The organism is Bacillus sp. B25(2016b) (assembly GCF_001679765.1).
Taxonomy (GTDB): Bacteria; Bacillota; Bacilli; order Bacillales; family Bacillaceae_G; genus Bacillus_A; species Bacillus_A thuringiensis_K.
Genome location: NZ_CP016285.1, coordinates 106,485 through 123,716 on the forward strand (window position 1 = coordinate 106,485; position 17,232 = coordinate 123,716).

The following is a 17,232-nucleotide window of genomic DNA, read 5'->3' on the forward strand; positions in this document are numbered from 1 at the left end:
CAAGAATGATCACTAAAGCTGATAAAAATGCGACTCGTAAGAAAAGACATGCACGTGTACGTGCTAAACTTACTGGTACTGCAGAGCGTCCACGTTTAAACGTGTTCCGTTCTAACCAACATATTTACGCTCAAGTTATTGATGATGTGAATGGTGTAACGTTAGTAAGTGCATCTACTCTTGATAAAGACCTTGCTCTTAACGGTACTAGCAATATTGAAGCTGCTACGAAAGTTGGAGAATCAGTTGCTAAGCGTGCTGTAGAGAAAGGCGTTAAAGAAGTAGTATTTGATCGCGGTGGTTACTTATACCATGGCCGTGTTAAAGCTCTAGCTGAAGCTGCTCGTGAGGCTGGATTACAATTTTAATGGTCAAAGGAGGGAAAATTGATGCATCGCATTGACCCAAGTAAATTAGAACTTGAAGAACGTGTAGTTACGATAAATCGTGTCGCGAAAGTTGTTAAGGGTGGTCGTCGTTTCCGCTTTGCTGCACTAGTTGTAGTTGGCGATAAAAACGGTCATGTTGGATTCGGTACTGGTAAAGCACAAGAGGTACCAGACGCAATCCGTAAAGCTATCGAAGACGCTAAGAAAAACTTAATCGCTGTACCATTAGTTGGTACAACAATTCCACACACAATCAACGGTCATTTTGGCGCTGGTGAAGTATTCTTAAAACCTGCTGCTGAGGGTACTGGTGTTATTGCTGGTGGACCTGTTCGTGCGGTCCTTGAATTAGCTGGTGTACAAGATATTCTTTCGAAATCTCTTGGTTCTAACACACCAATCAACATGATTCGCGCTACTGTGAACGGATTAAGCGAACTTAAGCGCGCTGAAGATGTTGCAAAATTACGCGGTAAATCTGTAGAAGAGCTACTAGGTTAAGGAGGGAAAACAAATGGCGAAAAAGTTAGAAATTACCCTCACTCGTAGTGTAATTGGTCGTCCACAAGATCAACGTGCGACGGTAGAAGCTTTAGGTCTTAAAAAGTTGAATTCAACTGTAGTTAAGGAAGAAACTCCTGCTATTCTTGGTATGATCAACAAAGTTTCTCACCTTGTAACTGTAAAAGAAGCTTAAGGATAACTCATTAATATAAGGAGGTGCCTGGGAATGAAACTTCATGAATTAAAACCTGCAGAAGGTTCTCGTAAAGTACGTAACCGTGTCGGTCGTGGTATCGGTTCTGGTAACGGTAAAACTGCTGGTAAAGGTCATAAAGGACAAAACGCACGTTCTGGCGGCGGTGTTCGTCTTGGCTTCGAAGGTGGTCAAACTCCATTATTCCGTCGTTTACCAAAACGCGGCTTCACAAACATTAACCGTAAAGAGTTTGCTATTGTAAACTTATCAACGTTAAATCGTTTTGAAGATGGTACAGAAGTAACACCTGAATTATTGCTGGAAACTGGCGTTATCAGCAAGTTAAACGACGGTGTTAAAGTTCTTGCAAGCGGAGCAGTAGAGAAAAAACTAACTGTTAAAGCGCACAAGTTCTCTTCAAGTGCTAAAGAAGCAATTGAAGCAGCTGGCGGATCAGTTGAGGTGATCTAATGTTTCGTACAATCTCCAACTTTATGCGCGTTGCTGAGATAAGACGTAAAATATTATTCACTTTAGCGATGTTAATCGTATTCAGGATTGGCACGTTTATCCCCGTGCCATTTACAAATGGAGACGTACTGAAGGCACAAGATCAATTAAATGCTTTAGGTATTCTAAATACATTTGGCGGTGGAGCCTTGAAAAACTTCTCCATCTTTGCGATGGGAATCATGCCGTATATTACAGCATCCATCATCGTGCAATTATTGCAGATGGATGTTGTTCCTAAATTTTCGGAATGGTCGAAGCAAGGTGAAATGGGCCGTCGTAAATTAACGCAATTCACGCGTTACTTTACAATTGTTCTTGCGTTTATTCAGGGGTTTGGTATGTCAATCGGTTTTAACGGTATGGTAGGTGGACAATTAATTTTGAATCCAGGTTGGAGCACTTATTTATACATTGCTACGGTACTGACTGCTGGTACTGCATTTTTAATGTGGTTAGGTGAACAGATTACAGCTAAAGGTGTAGGTAATGGTATTTCCATCCTTATCTTTGGCGGTATTGCCGCGGCGATCCCAAGTGTTATATCTCAAGTGTATCAGCAACAGTTTCAAAATATCGGAGATCAATTGTTCATGAGTATCGTTAAAGTTGCATTGATTTTACTAGCTGTGCTAGCAGTTATTGTGGGTGTTATTTTCATTCAACAGGCTGTTAGAAAGATCCCAATTCAATATGCGAAGCGTGTAACAGGAGGAAATGGTGGTTATGCTGGAGCACAAAACACACATTTACCGCTTAAGGTAAATAGTGCTGGTGTTATTCCAGTAATTTTTGCTGTTTCATTCTTAATTACGCCTCCGACTATTGCACAGTTCTTCCCGAAACATGATGTATCGCAGTGGATTATTGCAAACTTTAACTATTCTCACCCAGTGGGAATGATCATATATGTTGCGCTCATTGTAGCCTTCACATATTTCTATGCATTTGTTCAGGTTAATCCAGAGCAAATGTCAGAGAATCTAAACAAGCAAGGTGGATATGTTCCAGGTATTCGTCCGGGTAAGAATACGGAACAATATCTAACAAAAATCTTGTATCGTTTGACCTTTGTAGGATCAATTTTCCTAGCAGCGATTGCAATCTTACCAGTTATCTTTACGAAATTGGGAAATCTTCCTCCATCTGCACAGATCGGTGGAACGAGTATGTTAATCGTTGTCGGCGTTGCTTTAGAAACAATGAAGCAGCTAGAAAGCCAACTGGTAAAACGCCATTACAAAGGGTTTATCAAGCAGTGAGTAAGTGGGAAGAATTGTCTTCCCTACATGCTCATGTACTCTGAGGGGGAACAAGGATGAACTTAATTTTAATGGGGCTTCCTGGTGCTGGTAAAGGTACACAAGCCGAACAGATTGTTGCCAAGTATAACATCCCTCACATTTCAACAGGAGACATGTTCCGTGCAGCTATGAAGGCTGAAACTGAAATGGGTCTACAAGCAAAATCTTTTATTGATAAAGGTGCACTTGTTCCAGATGAAGTTACAATCGGAATCGTTCGTGAACGTTTAAGTCAAGACGACTGCGTAAGAGGTTTCTTACTAGACGGTTTCCCACGAACTGTTGCACAAGCATCAGCTCTTGAAGAAATTATGAAAGATCTTGGCAAAAAAATCGACTATGTTTTAAACATTAATGTGGATTCAGGGTTGTTATTAAAACGCCTTACAGGCCGTCGCATTTGTAAAGAGTGCGGTGCGACTTACCACTTAGAATTCAATCCACCAGCAAAAGCTGATGTGTGCGATAAATGTGGTGGCGAATTATATCAACGCTCTGATGACAATGAAGAAACTGTAGCAAATCGTTTAGATGTAAATATTAAGCAAACAAAACCTTTGCTTGATTTCTACGAAGAGCTTGGTTACTTACAAAGCATTAATGGTGAGCAAGATATCAATAAAGTATTTGCTGATATCGATGTTCTCATCGGAGGCTTAGCGTAATGATAATCTGCAAAACTCCTCGCGAGATAGAAATCATGCGAGAAGCTGGCAGGATCGTTGCTTTGACTCATCAAGAGTTGAAACAACACATTACTCCAGGAATTACAACGAAAGAGCTCGATCAAATAGCGGAAAAGACGATTCAAAAATATGGTGCTACGCCATCTTTTAAAGGATACAACGGATTTCCGGGGAGCATATGTGCTTCTGTAAATGAAGAGCTTGTACACGGAATTCCAGGGAAGCGCAAGCTCAAAGAGGGCGATATCATCAGTATCGATATTGGTGCGAAATACAATGGGTACCATGGAGATTCTGCATGGACGTATCCAGTTGGAAACATTTCTGAATCTGTTCAAAAGCTACTTGATGTCACAGAAAAATCGTTGTATCTTGGTCTAGAACAAGTAAAACCAGGCGAGAGATTATCAAATATCTCACATGCGGTTCAAACCCATGCTGAAGAGAATGGATTCTCGATCGTTAGGGAGTATGTTGGTCACGGAATCGGGCAAGACTTACATGAGGACCCTCAAATCCCGCACTATGGTCCACCAAATAGAGGCCCTAGATTAAAGCCGGGAATGGTCATCTGTGTTGAGCCGATGGTGAATCAAGGAAGACGATATGTAAAAACACTATCTGATGACTGGACAGTGGTAACGGTAGATGGTAAATGGTGTGCCCATTTTGAGCACACGATTGCTCTTACAGAAGCAGGATACGAAATCCTTACCACTTTATAAGTAGCTGGCTCTCCGGGATTTCAGAGCAGTGTAAAATGTTACTGATTTGAAGAAGGGAGAACTATTGAATGGCTAAAGATGATGTAATTGAAGTCGAAGGTACCGTTCTTGAAACGTTGCCAAATGCTATGTTCAAAGTAGAATTAGAGAATGGGCATGTCGTATTGGCTCACGTTTCTGGTAAAATCCGTATGAACTTCATTCGTATTTTACCAGGAGACAAAGTTACGGTAGAATTATCTCCGTACGATTTAAATCGTGGTCGTATTACGTACCGTTTTAAATAATATAGCACTCCGTAATCTTTAAGGAGGTTCGAGACATGAAAGTAAGACCGTCAGTTAAACCAATCTGCGAAAAATGTAAAGTTATTCGTAGACGTGGAAAAGTAATGGTTATTTGTGAAAACCCTAAACATAAACAAAAACAAGGTTAATCAGAAGGAGGTGCATTCGTAATGGCACGTATCGCAGGTGTAGATATTCCTCGAGACAAACGCGTTGTTATTTCTTTAACTTACGTATTCGGCATTGGTCGCACAACTGCTGAAAAAATTCTTGCTGAAGCAGGTATTTCTGAAGAAACACGAGTTCGTGATTTAACGGAAGACGAATTAGGACGTATCCGTGATATCATCGATCGTATTAAAGTTGAGGGAGACCTTCGTCGTGAAGTATCTCTTAACATTAAACGTCTAATGGAGATCGGTTCTTACCGTGGTCTTCGTCACCGTCGTGGCTTACCAGTTCGTGGTCAAAATTCTAAAAACAATGCTCGTACACGTAAAGGTCCACGTCGTACAGTAGCAAATAAAAAGAAATAATAAGTAAAGGAGGTTGAACTAACAATGGCACGTAAAACAAACACTCGTAAAAAACGTGTGAAAAAGAATATTGAAGCTGGTATAGCTCATATTCGTTCTACTTTCAACAACACAATCGTAACTCTTACAGATACTCACGGTAACGCACTTTCTTGGTCTAGTGCTGGTGCACTTGGTTTCCGTGGATCTCGTAAATCTACTCCATTCGCTGCGCAAATGGCTGCTGAAACTGCTGCTAAAGCTGCAATGGAACACGGTTTAAAAACTTTAGAGGTTACTGTTAAAGGTCCTGGTGCTGGTCGTGAAGCTGCAATTCGTGCTCTTCAAGCTGCAGGTCTAGAAGTAACAGCAATTAGAGATGTTACTCCAGTTCCTCATAATGGATGTCGTCCACCAAAACGTCGTCGTGTGTAATTTTTCTGTATAGAATTTTCCCTTTTGTCTATAATGGATATGATGCATTATCGAGAAATTTCGTACAGAAACATCGCTTGTTGTGCACAATCGGGAACTGCCTAAGGGGGACTTTCGGTTAGACAGGGGTTGTACCTTTGTTTAACCGGGGTTTCGACGTTTTGAAGGAGGGTTTAGTTAATGATTGAAATCGAAAAGCCGAAAATCGAAACGGTTGAACTTAACGAAGATGCTAAATATGGTAAATTCGTAATTGAACCGCTTGAGCGTGGATATGGTACTACGTTGGGTAACTCCTTACGTCGTATTCTTTTATCTTCACTCCCTGGTGCCGCTGTTACTGCTATCCAAATCGATGGCGTATTACATGAATTTTCAACAGTTGAGGGCGTAGTAGAAGACGTTACAACGATCATCTTAAACTTGAAAAAGTTAGCTCTTAAAATCTACTCTGAAGAAGAGAAGACGTTGGAAATTGATGTGCAGGGCGAAGGTATTGTCACAGCTGCTGATATTACTCACGATAGTGATGTAGAAATCTTAAATCCAGATTTACACATTGCAACGTTAGCAAAAGATGCGCATTTCCGCGTGCGTTTAACTGCAAAGCGTGGCCGTGGGTATACGCCAGCTGATGCAAATAAAAGCGAAGATCAACCAATAGGAGTAATTCCTATTGATTCTATTTATACTCCAGTATCACGTGTGACTTACCAAGTGGAAAAGACACGTGTCGGACAAGTGGCTAATTATGATAAGCTTACGCTTGATGTATGGACGGATGGAAGCATCGGGCCAAAAGAAGCTATCTCTTTAGGTGCCAAAATCTTAACTGAGCATTTAAATATCTTTGTTGGTTTAACTGATGAAGCACAAAATGCTGAGATTATGGTTGAGAAGGAAGAAGATCAAAAAGAGAAAGTTCTTGAGATGACTATCGAGGAACTAGATCTTTCTGTTCGTTCTTATAATTGCCTTAAACGTGCAGGAATTAATACTGTACAAGAGCTTGCGAACAAAACAGAAGAAGATATGATGAAAGTTCGTAACTTAGGACGTAAATCCTTAGAAGAAGTTAAACATAAACTTGAAGAATTAGGTTTAGGTTTACGTAAAGACGACTGAGGATTTAAACCCATCAACAAAGGAGGGAACTACGAATGGCATACAGAAAATTAGGCCGTACAAGTGCGCAACGTAAAGCTATGTTACGTGACTTAGCTACTGATTTAATTATCAACGAGCGCATCCAAACGACAGAAACTCGTGCAAAAGAACTTCGTTCTGTAGTGGAAAAAATGATCACTTTAGGTAAACGCGGAGATCTTCATGCTCGTCGTCAAGCAGCAGCTTTCATTCGCAATGAAGTAGCTAACGCTGAGACTGGTCAAGATGCACTTCAAAAATTATTCGCTGATGTAGCTCCACGCTATGCTGAGCGCCAAGGCGGATACACTCGTATTGCAAAAATTGGTCCACGTCGCGGAGACGCAGCACCAATGGTAATTATCGAGTTAGTATAATGATAATTAAAAGGGCAGGACAGTTCTTTTCAAGAAACTGGTCATGGCCCTTTTTTTTAAATATAAAAATAGGCTAACTTGGCGAAGGAAAGGGTGCCTTGTATTGAAAAAAGAGAAACTTCGGACAGAAAATATATCCTTTCAATATCCTGGGGCAGCCACTTATGCATTAAAAGATGTTTCATTTTCCTTATATGAGGGAGAATGGGTATCTGTTATTGGACAAAACGGTTCAGGGAAGTCTACACTTGCAAAATTATTGAATGGTTTGTTTTTGCCAGAAGCAGGAACTATTACAGTAAATGATACAATGGTTTTATCAGAGGAAACGGTATGGGATGTTCGAAAACAAATTGGGATGGTATTTCAAAACCCAGATAATCAATTTGTTGGAACGACAGTGCAAGACGACGTTGTTTTTGGCTTAGAGAATATCGGAATGCCAAGAGAACAGATGGTAGAAAGATTAGATCAGGCTCTCAAACTTGTCCGTATGGAAGATTTTCTTAATGATGAGCCTCATTCGTTATCTGGTGGGCAAAAACAGCGAGTGGCAATAGCAGGCGTTTTAGCACTTCAGCCATCTATTTTAATATTAGATGAAGCAACGTCAATGCTAGACCCCCAAGGGAGACGTGAAGTAGTAGAAACGGTTAGACAACTTGTTAATCAAAAAGGTATTACCGTGTTATCAATTACGCACGATTTAGAAGAAGCGGCACAATCAGACCGTGTCATTATTTTAAATAAGGGAGAGATATTAGAGGAAGGGACTCCAGAACAAATTTTCAAATCCTCTCATATGCTCCAAGAAATTGGATTAGATGTACCATTATCAGTGAAAATAGCAGAATTATTAAAAAGAAATGAAATTCTCTTGCAAAATACGCATCTTACAATGGAAAGCTTGGTGAACGAACTTTGGAGATTACATTCCAAAAAGTAGAACATCGTTATCAATATAAAACTCCATTTGAAAGACGCGCACTTTATGATGTAGACGTGTCGTTTCCAAGTGGGGGTTATTATGCCATTATCGGTCATACTGGTTCAGGTAAGTCGACGATGATTCAACATTTAAATGGTTTATTGCAGCCGACAAATGGTACAGTTCAAATTGGTGAACATTTGATTTCGGCAGGAAAGAAAGAAAAAAAGCTAAAGCCACTACGTAAAAAAGTAGGGGTTGTCTTTCAATTCCCAGAACATCAGTTGTTTGAAGAGACTGTGGAGAAAGATATTTGTTTCGGCCCTACTAATTTTGGAGTATCTGTAGACGAAGCAAGGCAAAAGGCTAGAAAGGCAATTGAACTTGTAGGGCTAGAACCGGAACTGTTAACACGTTCTCCGTTCGAATTAAGTGGTGGACAAATGAGACGTGTTGCTATAGCGGGTGTACTGGCGATGGAACCTGAAGTGCTTGTATTAGATGAACCTACAGCAGGACTAGATCCAAAAGGGCAGAACGAACTTATGGAGATGTTTTATAAGCTGCACAAGGAGAAGGGTCTTACAGTTATCCTTGTAACGCATAATATGGAGGATGCTGCTCAGTATGCGGAGCAGATTGTAGTTATGCATAAAGGAACGGTCTTTTTGCAAGGAAGTGCAGAGGAAGTATTTTCACATGCTGATGAACTAGAGAAAATTGGTGTGGATCTTCCTATGTCATTAAAGTATAAACGTGCAATTGAAGAGAAGTTTGGTATTTCAATTCCAAAGGCTACCTTATCTTTAGAGGATCTTACTCATGAAGTTGTGCAGGTGTTACGAAAAGGTGGTCATGAATCATGCAGCAGTTGATTATTGGGAGATATATCCCGGGGAATTCACTTATTCATCAACTTGATCCACGTACGAAGCTGCTGATTGTCTTTTTATATGTATTTGTTGTTTTCTTAGCAAATAATGCGATTTCATATGGATTTTTATTTTTATATGCACTCATTGCTTTATTTTTTGCAAAAGTGCCGATTCGTTATGTACTTTCGGGCTTAAAACCAATTTTATGGATTTTTCTTTTTACATTTTTCCTGCATATTTTTACAAATAAAGAGGGGGATGTACTATTCCAGCTTGGTTGGTTTTCGATATATGAAAAAGGATTAGAGCAAGGGATATACATTTCTGTACGATTCTTCGTTATTATTTTAATGACGACATTATTAACGTTAACGACGACACCTATTGAAATTACAGATGGTTTGGAGACGTTATTAAAGCCGTTGAAGCGTATAAAGGTTCCTGTTCATGAAATCGCATTAATGATGTCAATTTCTCTTCGTTTTATCCCGACATTAATGGATGAAACGAGTAAAATAATGAAAGCACAAGCGTCACGTGGTATTGATTTTGCCGGGGGACCGATAAAAGATAGAATGAAAGCTATTATTTCACTGCTCGTTCCTCTGTTTATCAGTGCTTTTAAGCGTGCAGAGGACTTAGCCATTGCGATGGAAGCTCGTGGATATCAAAGTGGTGAAGGACGTACTAAATTTAGGCAACTACGCTGGAAAACAAGCGATACAGTAACGATTGTCAGCTTATTTTGTTTAGCTTGTATTTTGGCATGGGTGCGATCGTAATGGAGAATAGAGAAATGGATAGAATAAAATGTACGGTTGCATATGATGGCATGCATTTTTGTGGTTATCAAATTCAGCCGAACCATCGTACTGTTCAACAGGAGATAGAAAAAGCATTGCAGAAATTGCATAAGGGAGAACTTGTTCGTGTTCAGGCATCTGGTAGAACAGATTCTACAGTTCATGCAAAAGGACAAGTAATACACTTTGATACCCCTTTGTCTCTTGAAGAGTGGCAATGGAGTAATGCTTTAAACACAATGTTGCCAGATGATATTGTTATAAGACAAGTAGAGAAAAAAACAGAAGAATTTCATGCACGTTACGGTGTTGAGAAAAAAGAATATCGTTATCGTGTATTATTATCAAAGACTGCGGATGTATTCCGTAGAAATTACGTATATCAATATCCATACCCGCTCGAAATCAACTCTATAAGAAAAGCAATTCCTTATTTTATTGGAACGCATGATTTCACTTCTTTTTGTTCGGCAAAAACTGACAAAAAAGATAAAGTGCGAACAATTTATGAAATTGAGTTAATTGAACAAGATGATGAAATAATTTTTCGTTTTGTAGGTAATGGATTTTTATATAATATGGTCAGAATTATTGTTGGTACGTTACTTAGCATAGGACAAGGAAAGCTTGATCCTGATAGCATTCCAGAGATTTTAGCGAAACAAAATCGTCAGTTTGCTGGAAAGATGGCTCCAGGTCATGGGCTTTACTTATGGGAGGTAAACTATAACAACTAATCCTGGTGTAACATTTGCTTGACATTAGAAACTCAAAAGTATATCATAACATATGGTATTGTTTCTAAAACCACGATTAGCCCCGGAAGGAAATCGTGTTTAAGATAAACAATAGATTTTTTCTATGGAAAAGATAACGAGGAGGGAAACACATGCGTACGACTTTTATGGCAAAAGCTAACGAAGTTGAGCGTAAATGGTATGTGGTTGATGCTGAAGGTCAAACTTTAGGTCGCCTTGCTAGTGAAGTAGCATCCATTTTACGTGGTAAAAACAAACCTACATTTACACCACACGTTGACACGGGTGATCATGTAATTATTATTAACGCTGAGAAAATTCATTTAACAGGTAATAAATTAAACGATAAAATTTACTACCGTCACACTAACCACCCAGGTGGACTTAAGCAAAGAACAGCTCTTGAAATGCGTACAAACTACCCTGTACAAATGTTAGAGCTTGCAATTAAAGGCATGCTTCCAAAAGGACGCTTAGGCCGTCAAGTTTCTAAGAAACTTAACGTGTATGCTGGAGCAGAGCATCCACACCAAGCACAAAAACCAGAAGTTTACGAACTTCGCGGATAATTAATTAAAGGAGGGCTTACTTTGGCACAGGTTCAATACTATGGTACTGGACGTCGTAAGAGTTCAGTAGCGCGCGTACGCCTAGTTCCAGGCGAAGGACGCGTTATCATTAACGGTCGTGATTTTGAAAACTATATCCCATTTGCTGCATTACGTGAAGTAGTGAAACAACCTCTAGTTGCAACAGAAACTTTAGGTAACTACGATGTACTTGTAAACGTAAATGGTGGTGGATACACTGGTCAAGCTGGTGCTATTCGTCACGGTATTTCTCGCGCTTTATTAAAAGCTGATCCAGAATACCGTCTAACACTAAAACGTGCAGGTCTATTAACTCGTGACGCACGTATGAAAGAGCGTAAAAAATACGGTCTTAAAGGCGCACGTCGTGCACCTCAGTTCTCAAAACGTTAATTTTTGCGAACTACAAACCCCAACCATTTTGGTTGGGGTTTTTTTATGTTTCATTCCTCTTTTGCAATTTTTATAGCTTGGAATATTTTAGTGCTACCGCCGCGCGTATGCTTCTTCTTTAGAAGTTTAGACTAATACGTATTAGGGAGGTTTATAAGTACTATGAATGTCATTGTCAGCTTACAAGAAAAACAAAAAGAAAAGCAGTTAAAATACGAGCGGAAGATGTTGCGGGAATTATCATTAAAAACATTGCGTTCAAATATTCGTGATGCCTTTCAAATGCAAGAGCTTCATCGTCAGTATGAAGATTACTGTATTGAATTAGGGATAGAATCTTATTTATTAGGAGCGAGATACAGTAAATTTGGTTATTATGGTGAATCATTTATTGATGTGAAATATAGAGCTTTAGAAGAAGAACAACAATTAACTGAAACGCTATTTCAATTTTTAACGAGTATGACTATGCGAGAAATAAAGTTGAAAGATGAGGAATTACTTTTTGAATCTTGTCAGCAGTTTATAGGATTGTGGTGGCAAGAAGGGTATGAAAAAGGTGAAAGAAGATATCGATTAAAGCTTCATTAAGACAAGCATAAACTTTCCTCTTGTCCCATATAAGTAATTAGAGGGACTAGCTGGAGGAGGAAAGGTATGAAGAGAATTCGAATTATCTCTTTTGCACTCGCTGCGGTTGTATTGTTTTTTTTAGTCAAACAAGAATTTCAAATTACAAAATCGTGGCGTGCTTGGAATTTACCCTTATCAGGGAAAGTAATCGTATTAGATGCTGGGCATGGTGGACCAGATGGAGGGGCTGTTGGTGGAAAGGATATTATAGAAAAGGATATTACGCTTGAAATTACAAAAAAGGTACAAGACTATTTACAAGAACAAGGTGCACTAGTTATTTTAACGCGTGAGGGAGATTATGATTTAGCTAACAAAGATACAAAGTCATATAGCAGACGTAAAGCAGAGGATTTAAAAAAACGTGTAGAAATCATCAATAAACCTGATGTAGACTTTTTTGCAAGTATTCATTTAAATGCTTTAACTAGTAGTGGATCGAAAGGCGCACAAACGTTCTATTACCGTTCTTCAATTGAAAATGAACGTGCTGCAAAATTTATACAGGCTGAATTGAGAACAAGTTTAGAGAACACGAATCGTTCTGCTAAGACTATTTCGCATGTGTATTTATTAAAGTATTCTAAAACACCAGGTGCTTTAATTGAAGCTGGCTTTTTATCGAATGTGAACGAAAGGTATATGTTAAATTCGGAGAAATATCAGCAAAAGTTAGCAGCTGCAATATACCGTGGTATATTACGTTATTTCACGGAAAAAGGAAATCCTCCAGAATAAGGAGGATTTTTTTGAGCTTCTCTCGTTAACGAAGTTTTCGGAAAATATGTTATACTGGAAATGTAAACGCATTTATTTCAAGAATAAGCAGAGATAAATTCAATTAACATTACGTTATTTTTCATACAGGGGGCTGGGCTAATTATGGTAACGAAAGAGCAAGTGGTTGAAGCGTTAGAAGGGATTGTGGATCCGTTTTTACATAAAACATTAAAAGAAACAAATGCAATTAAAGAGGTAACAGTCAAGCCAGAGAAGGAACATGTGAGTGTCAAAATTGCAATCGTAAAAACCGGTACAGCGGAACAAATGCAGTTGCAGTCTGGAATTGTAAAGTTAGTAAAAGAACTTGGGGCAGCAACAGTTGGACTTCGTTTTGCAGAATTTACAGAAGAGGAATTAGCTCAGTTTGCACCGGAACAACAAGAAGAGCAAAGTGAATCTTTATTGTCACCTAATTCAAAAACAACATTCTTAGCAGTAGCGAGTGGAAAAGGTGGCGTGGGAAAATCAACTGTTTCCGTTAACCTTGCAGTTGCTTTAGCTCGTTTAGGAAAAAAAGTTGGTATTATCGATGCGGACATTTACGGTTTTAGTGTGCCAGACATGATGGGGATAGAAAAACGTCCTATCGTAAGAGGTGACAAAATAATTCCGGTGGAACGTTTAGGTGTAAAGGTAATCTCAATGGGCTTCTTTGTAGAGGATAATGCACCAGTTATTTGGAGAGGACCTATGCTTGGGAAAATGTTAAACCACTTCTTCACAGAAGTAGAATGGGGCGATCTAGATTATTTAGTACTAGATTTGCCACCAGGCACAGGTGATGTTGCGTTAGATGTGCACTCAATGTTGCCATCTTGCAAAGAGATTATTGTAACGACGCCTCATCCAACAGCTGCGTTTGTAGCAGCACGTGCTGGAGCGATGGCATTGCGCACTGAACATAGTATTCTTGGTGTTGTTGAGAATATGGCATATTTTGAAAGTAAGGTAACTGGTGAGAAAGAATATGTATTTGGAAAAGGCGGGGGAGATAAGTTAGCTACCGAATTACAAACGAATGTTCTTGGTCGCATTCCGCTACAACAACCCGATTGGAATAAAGAAGACTTTGCTCCTTCAGTATATGAAGATACACATACAACGGGCATTATTTATAGTAAAATAGCTGAAACAGTAATTGATAAAACAGCTGTTACACAAAAATAAAGTGAAACTTTAATCAGTGGGGTTCACCTGTTACTGACAACAATAATGCTTTTGTTGTTAGTAAACCTTTCGCTTAACTAGAGGGGGCCATTTTGTCTGTTAATAGTAAGATAAAGTAATAACGAGTGAACAATGTATACATTGTCCACTCGTTATTATAGTTATTATTTTTTACTGTTCTTCCTTCTTTTCGCCTTGAGAACCACCGTCACCGCCTGCTTCTTTCTTACCAGATCCGCCTTTTTCAGCTTTTTGCACACCTTTACTAATGATATCAATCATCTTGGCTTGGAAGAGTGGACTTTCAGCAGTTTCTGTTAGTACTTGTTGTAGATATTGACGGTATTCTTTACTCTTCATTGTTTGTAACATTATTTTTTCTACTTCAGGATTTTTCATAATTTCTATAACGCCTGCTTGGTATTCAGGGTCTTTTAGTAAGGTTTTCATTAATTGAGTTTGTTCTTTCCCCATACTTTTAGCAAACTTTGATGAGAACTCAGGATCTTTAAAGAGCTTTTCCCAGAATTGTTGCCCTTTATCGGATACCATGGCATCTTCAATCGTTTTCTTTACTACTGTTTCATCTAGTATGAGTGCTTGTTTCATTTTTTCATCAGTTAATACATCTTGAATAGCTTTCTTACCTTGATCTGTTTTTAAAATATCAACAATCATTTTCTTTGTTTGATCGTAATCTAGTTCGGATTTCGTTTCTTTTCCTTGTGCGCATGCTGCAAGTGCGATAAGTAGAAAAGAAGAAACGAAAATGAATAGCATCCGTTTCATAAGTTGGAACTCCTTTCAGCACAGTTCTCTCTTTTTAATATAAATATCTTTAAGGAATTTATACATGAACATGGCTAGCTTTTTGAAATTGTCATTGATACAATTTAATTAGAAATATAAGGATAATGGGGGATGTGTTGTGAATAGCCGCAAGTGGGTACGACTATTTTTAACGACGTTGTTTCTTGGTGGGATTAGCACAGTTATTATTGGTTTTGTTTTGGAGTGGGACAAGTACAATAAATTTTTTCAAAATTTTGACGGTAAGGAGATTTTAGCAGTATCTTTCTGGCTGATGGGTGTAGGATTTATTTTTAGTGTTATAAGTCAAATGGGATTCTTTGCATATTTAACAATCCACCGTTTTGGACTAGGGATGTTTCGCTCATCTTCTTTATGGAATGCAGTCCAGCTCTTCTTTATTGCATTCGTATTATTTGATTTTGTGTATTTAAGATCTGTACTTATTGCAAATGGGGAAGTCTCGTTAGGGAATAACATACTTGTTGCTGGAATATTATTTGTGTTTGGAGCAATTGTTGCTTATGTAAAAAGTAAAGAAACAAATAAAAAAGCATTTGTGCCAGCTCTGTTCTTTATGGTTGTTGTAACAATCCTTGAATGGGTACCGGCGCTTCGGATTAATGATACAGATTGGCTATATTTAATGGTTATACCGCTATTGTTATGTAATGCGTATCAATTACTTGTATTACATCGTTTAATCGGAAAAACAAGTAAATCAGCTTAATAGAGAGAGGTTTTATACACCAGCAGTTATAATGCTGGAAATGGTATGATTAAAAAAGCTCTACCACCTTCTTGAAAGGTAGTAGAGCTTTTTATGCGTGAAGAGTAGTTAGGAAGAAGCTACTTCACATCTTCACTTTTCGTACTTGTGTTGGAAATAAGTTGTGACACGGATATTTGCTCATATCCATCACTTTTTATTTTTTGCAGGAGCAGCGGTAAAGCTCTATTTGTTTGAAGGGCAGAATCGGATGCGTGTAATAAGACGATATCTCCACCCTTCAAATTATTAGAGACAGTGGAAACGATATTATTTACACCTGGGTTTTTCCAATCGTTTGAATTATTACTCCAATGCACGACGGTGTATCCAAGTGATTCTGCGATTTTAAGGGTTGCTTTGTTAAATTCGCCACTAGGTGGACGTAACAGCTTGACTTGTTTTACACCAAGTTTCGTAAAAACATCTTGTGCTCGTAAAAGGTCTCGCCTTATTTCATTTGTCTCTAGAGAAGTATAGGATGTGTAATTGTACCCCATACTACCGATTTCGTGCCCATCTTTCATGATTCGCTCTACAATATCGGGGTGTCTTTCGGCCCATGCAGCAGAAAGGAAGAAGGTTGCATTCTTAATTTCTCTTTCTTTAAGAGTATCTAGGATTGGAATTGCTTTTTTGTCTCCCCAACTAATATCAAACGTAAATGCAACTTGCTTTTTAGCGGTGTCTCCTTTGTAAATTACTTTAGGGCCTGTAGCAGTTGAAAAAGCAGATTCATGTGAATATGTTTTTAAAAAGAGTAGCCATGCTGTAAATAAGGACAGTATCACTATTAAGCTAATGTGTTTAAAATTTCTCTTACTCGTAATAAAAAAGAAAAACATAATATTACGCCCCTTTGTCCAATCCTTTTCAGTTACATATATGCTGTAAATATAAAAAAGAGAACAAAGGATTAACATCGTAAGTAGTGGATATAATGGATGATAGGATTGTGATAATTGAAAATGAGCGGAACGTTTATTGTTGCGTAAGGAATTATTGAGGTGATTGTTTGCTTGGGCTGATGTTGACAAAAGAAGAAAGAAAAGAAATGGAATACATATTGAAGAGAGAATTAGAGGAACTTTTATTTGATTTTGAAGATGAGCGTATTCATGAAGTTGTAAAAAAAGCCATGGAAGAAAGATATAAAATCATTTTCTGTTTATTCCGGAGAGTAGCTAACACAGAAGAATGTATTCGTTATGTAAGAAAAAGAATTTTTTATTAAAAAGTGTTGACGCTAATGGTTTGTATATGGTAAATTAATAACCGTCGCTGATGCAGAAACGCAGAAAACGACAAAAAAGAAATTAAAAAACTTAGTTGACATTGAAAAATGAAGATGTTAACATAAGGAAGTCGCAAATGAGCGACCAAGTAGTTCTTTGAAAACTGAACGAAACAAACAACGTGAAACGTCAATTTTTATTTTAGATGCTAGACAAACTAACTTTATTGGAGAGTTTGATCCTGGCTCAGGATGAACGCTGGCGGCGTGCCTAATACATGCAAGTCGAGCGAATGGATTAAGAGCTTGCTCTTATGAAGTTAGCGGCGGACGGGTGAGTAACACGTGGGTAACCTGCCCATAAGACTGGGATAACTCCGGGAAACCGGGGCTAATACCGGATAACATTTTGAAC

Annotated in this window: 26 protein-coding genes; 24 read left to right on the forward strand and 2 right to left on the reverse strand. The window is 38.5% G+C overall.

The features are described 5' to 3' along the window. Window positions 1–5: 5 nt before the first annotated feature. The 22 genes from rplR to BAQ53_RS00715 all read left to right on the forward strand — a co-directional run bounded on the left by rplR (window position 6) and on the right by BAQ53_RS00715 (window position 14,004). Window positions 6–368 (forward strand): 50S ribosomal protein L18, encoded by a 363-nt coding sequence (rplR, locus tag BAQ53_RS00610; protein WP_000628816.1) that lies wholly within the window; start codon window positions 6–8, stop codon window positions 366–368. A gap of 21 nt (window positions 369–389) precedes the next feature. Further along, window positions 390–890, forward strand: coding sequence for a 30S ribosomal protein S5 (gene rpsE, locus BAQ53_RS00615; RefSeq protein WP_000554646.1), 501 nt, complete (start codon window positions 390–392; stop codon window positions 888–890). 13 nt (window positions 891–903) lie between these two features. Continuing rightward, window positions 904–1,086 carry a 50S ribosomal protein L30 gene (gene rpmD, locus BAQ53_RS00620; protein ID WP_001085234.1) on the forward strand — a complete coding sequence of 61 codons (183 nt, stop codon included), beginning with the start codon at window positions 904–906 and terminating at the stop codon, window positions 1,084–1,086. Window positions 1,087–1,119: 33 nt separating this feature from the next. Next, a complete protein-coding gene (gene rplO / locus BAQ53_RS00625; protein ID WP_000766081.1) occupies window positions 1,120–1,560 on the forward strand; it encodes a 50S ribosomal protein L15 in 441 nt (146 codons plus the stop codon). Further along, window positions 1,560–2,861 carry a preprotein translocase subunit SecY gene (gene secY / locus BAQ53_RS00630; RefSeq protein ID WP_000490117.1) on the forward strand — a complete coding sequence of 434 codons (1,302 nt, stop codon included), beginning with the start codon at window positions 1,560–1,562 and terminating at the stop codon, window positions 2,859–2,861. The genes rplO and secY overlap by 1 nt, the downstream gene beginning before the upstream one ends. Window positions 2,862–2,917: 56 nt before the next feature. After that, on the forward strand, window positions 2,918–3,568 hold the full coding sequence (locus tag BAQ53_RS00635; protein ID WP_001048989.1) for an adenylate kinase: 651 nt from the start codon (window positions 2,918–2,920) through the stop codon (window positions 3,566–3,568). Next, window positions 3,568–4,314, forward strand: a complete 747-nt coding sequence (gene map, locus BAQ53_RS00640) for a type I methionyl aminopeptidase (protein ID WP_000582539.1) — start codon at window positions 3,568–3,570, stop codon at window positions 4,312–4,314. Before BAQ53_RS00635 ends, map begins: the two co-directional genes overlap by 1 nt. Before the next feature lie 68 nt (window positions 4,315–4,382). Further along, the gene (infA, locus tag BAQ53_RS00645) at window positions 4,383–4,601 is read left to right on the forward strand and encodes a translation initiation factor IF-1 (protein WP_001029884.1); all 219 of its coding nucleotides are present in this window, start codon (window positions 4,383–4,385) and stop codon (window positions 4,599–4,601) included. Window positions 4,602–4,636: 35 nt separating this feature from the next. Next, entirely contained in the window at window positions 4,637–4,750 is a 114-nt protein-coding gene (gene rpmJ, locus BAQ53_RS00650; protein WP_000868344.1) for a 50S ribosomal protein L36, read from the forward strand. Between the two features lie 21 nt (window positions 4,751–4,771). Further along, entirely contained in the window at window positions 4,772–5,137 is a 366-nt protein-coding gene (gene rpsM / locus BAQ53_RS00655; RefSeq protein WP_000090788.1) for a 30S ribosomal protein S13, read from the forward strand. A 24-nt stretch (window positions 5,138–5,161) separates the two neighbouring features. After that, window positions 5,162–5,551, forward strand: a complete 390-nt coding sequence (gene rpsK / locus BAQ53_RS00660; protein ID WP_000101798.1) for a 30S ribosomal protein S11 — start codon at window positions 5,162–5,164, stop codon at window positions 5,549–5,551. Between the two features lie 180 nt (window positions 5,552–5,731). Continuing rightward, window positions 5,732–6,676: a DNA-directed RNA polymerase subunit alpha gene (locus BAQ53_RS00665; protein ID WP_000569643.1), complete on the forward strand. Its 945-nt coding sequence runs from the start codon at window positions 5,732–5,734 to the stop codon at window positions 6,674–6,676. Between the two features lie 35 nt (window positions 6,677–6,711). After that, complete coding sequence (gene rplQ, locus BAQ53_RS00670; RefSeq protein ID WP_000331490.1) at window positions 6,712–7,074, forward strand: 50S ribosomal protein L17; 363 nt, start codon at window positions 6,712–6,714, stop codon at window positions 7,072–7,074. 103 nt (window positions 7,075–7,177) lie between these two features. Beyond that, a complete protein-coding gene (locus BAQ53_RS00675; RefSeq protein WP_208906419.1) occupies window positions 7,178–8,020 on the forward strand; it encodes an energy-coupling factor ABC transporter ATP-binding protein in 843 nt (280 codons plus the stop codon). Beyond that, on the forward strand, window positions 7,996–8,877 hold the full coding sequence (locus tag BAQ53_RS00680; RefSeq protein ID WP_000406535.1) for an energy-coupling factor ABC transporter ATP-binding protein: 882 nt from the start codon (window positions 7,996–7,998) through the stop codon (window positions 8,875–8,877). The genes BAQ53_RS00675 and BAQ53_RS00680 overlap by 25 nt, the downstream gene beginning before the upstream one ends. Further along, a complete protein-coding gene (locus BAQ53_RS00685; RefSeq protein ID WP_001186526.1) occupies window positions 8,865–9,659 on the forward strand; it encodes an energy-coupling factor transporter transmembrane component T family protein in 795 nt (264 codons plus the stop codon). Before BAQ53_RS00680 ends, BAQ53_RS00685 begins: the two co-directional genes overlap by 13 nt. Before the next feature lie 14 nt (window positions 9,660–9,673). Then, window positions 9,674–10,417, forward strand: a complete 744-nt coding sequence (truA, locus tag BAQ53_RS00690; RefSeq protein WP_002163816.1) for a tRNA pseudouridine(38-40) synthase TruA — start codon at window positions 9,674–9,676, stop codon at window positions 10,415–10,417. Between the two features lie 152 nt (window positions 10,418–10,569). Continuing rightward, complete coding sequence (rplM, locus tag BAQ53_RS00695; protein WP_001260793.1) at window positions 10,570–11,007, forward strand: 50S ribosomal protein L13; 438 nt, start codon at window positions 10,570–10,572, stop codon at window positions 11,005–11,007. Between the two features lie 21 nt (window positions 11,008–11,028). Continuing rightward, window positions 11,029–11,421, forward strand: a complete 393-nt coding sequence (rpsI, locus tag BAQ53_RS00700; RefSeq protein ID WP_000079986.1) for a 30S ribosomal protein S9 — start codon at window positions 11,029–11,031, stop codon at window positions 11,419–11,421. Window positions 11,422–11,583: 162 nt separating this feature from the next. Then, window positions 11,584–12,012 (forward strand): DUF2521 family protein, encoded by a 429-nt coding sequence (locus BAQ53_RS00705; RefSeq protein ID WP_208906420.1) that lies wholly within the window; start codon window positions 11,584–11,586, stop codon window positions 12,010–12,012. Window positions 12,013–12,078: 66 nt separating this feature from the next. After that, entirely contained in the window at window positions 12,079–12,792 is a 714-nt protein-coding gene (gene cwlD, locus BAQ53_RS00710; RefSeq protein ID WP_000822438.1) for an N-acetylmuramoyl-L-alanine amidase CwlD, read from the forward strand. 144 nt (window positions 12,793–12,936) lie between these two features. Then, window positions 12,937–14,004, forward strand: coding sequence for an Mrp/NBP35 family ATP-binding protein (locus BAQ53_RS00715; protein ID WP_000256616.1), 1,068 nt, complete (start codon window positions 12,937–12,939; stop codon window positions 14,002–14,004). A 171-nt stretch (window positions 14,005–14,175) separates the two neighbouring features. On the opposite strand, the gene gerD is transcribed toward BAQ53_RS00715, so the two are convergent. Then, entirely contained in the window at window positions 14,176–14,793 is a 618-nt protein-coding gene (gene gerD, locus BAQ53_RS00720) for a spore germination lipoprotein GerD (protein WP_000827292.1), read from the reverse strand. Between the two features lie 139 nt (window positions 14,794–14,932). On the opposite strand from gerD, the gene kbaA reads away from it, so the two are divergent. Further along, the gene (kbaA, locus tag BAQ53_RS00725) at window positions 14,933–15,544 is read left to right on the forward strand and encodes a KinB signaling pathway activation protein KbaA (protein ID WP_001088526.1); all 612 of its coding nucleotides are present in this window, start codon (window positions 14,933–14,935) and stop codon (window positions 15,542–15,544) included. 119 nt (window positions 15,545–15,663) lie between these two features. Here the strand turns inward: kbaA and pdaB are convergent, their stop codons facing one another. Then, window positions 15,664–16,428: a polysaccharide deacetylase family sporulation protein PdaB gene (gene pdaB, locus BAQ53_RS00730; protein ID WP_000464705.1), complete on the reverse strand. Its 765-nt coding sequence runs from the start codon at window positions 16,426–16,428 to the stop codon at window positions 15,664–15,666. 170 nt (window positions 16,429–16,598) lie between these two features. Between pdaB and BAQ53_RS00735 the strand changes: the two genes are divergently transcribed. Beyond that, window positions 16,599–16,817, forward strand: coding sequence for a hypothetical protein (locus BAQ53_RS00735; protein ID WP_000901147.1), 219 nt, complete (start codon window positions 16,599–16,601; stop codon window positions 16,815–16,817). Window positions 16,818–17,232: the final 415 nt, after the last annotated feature.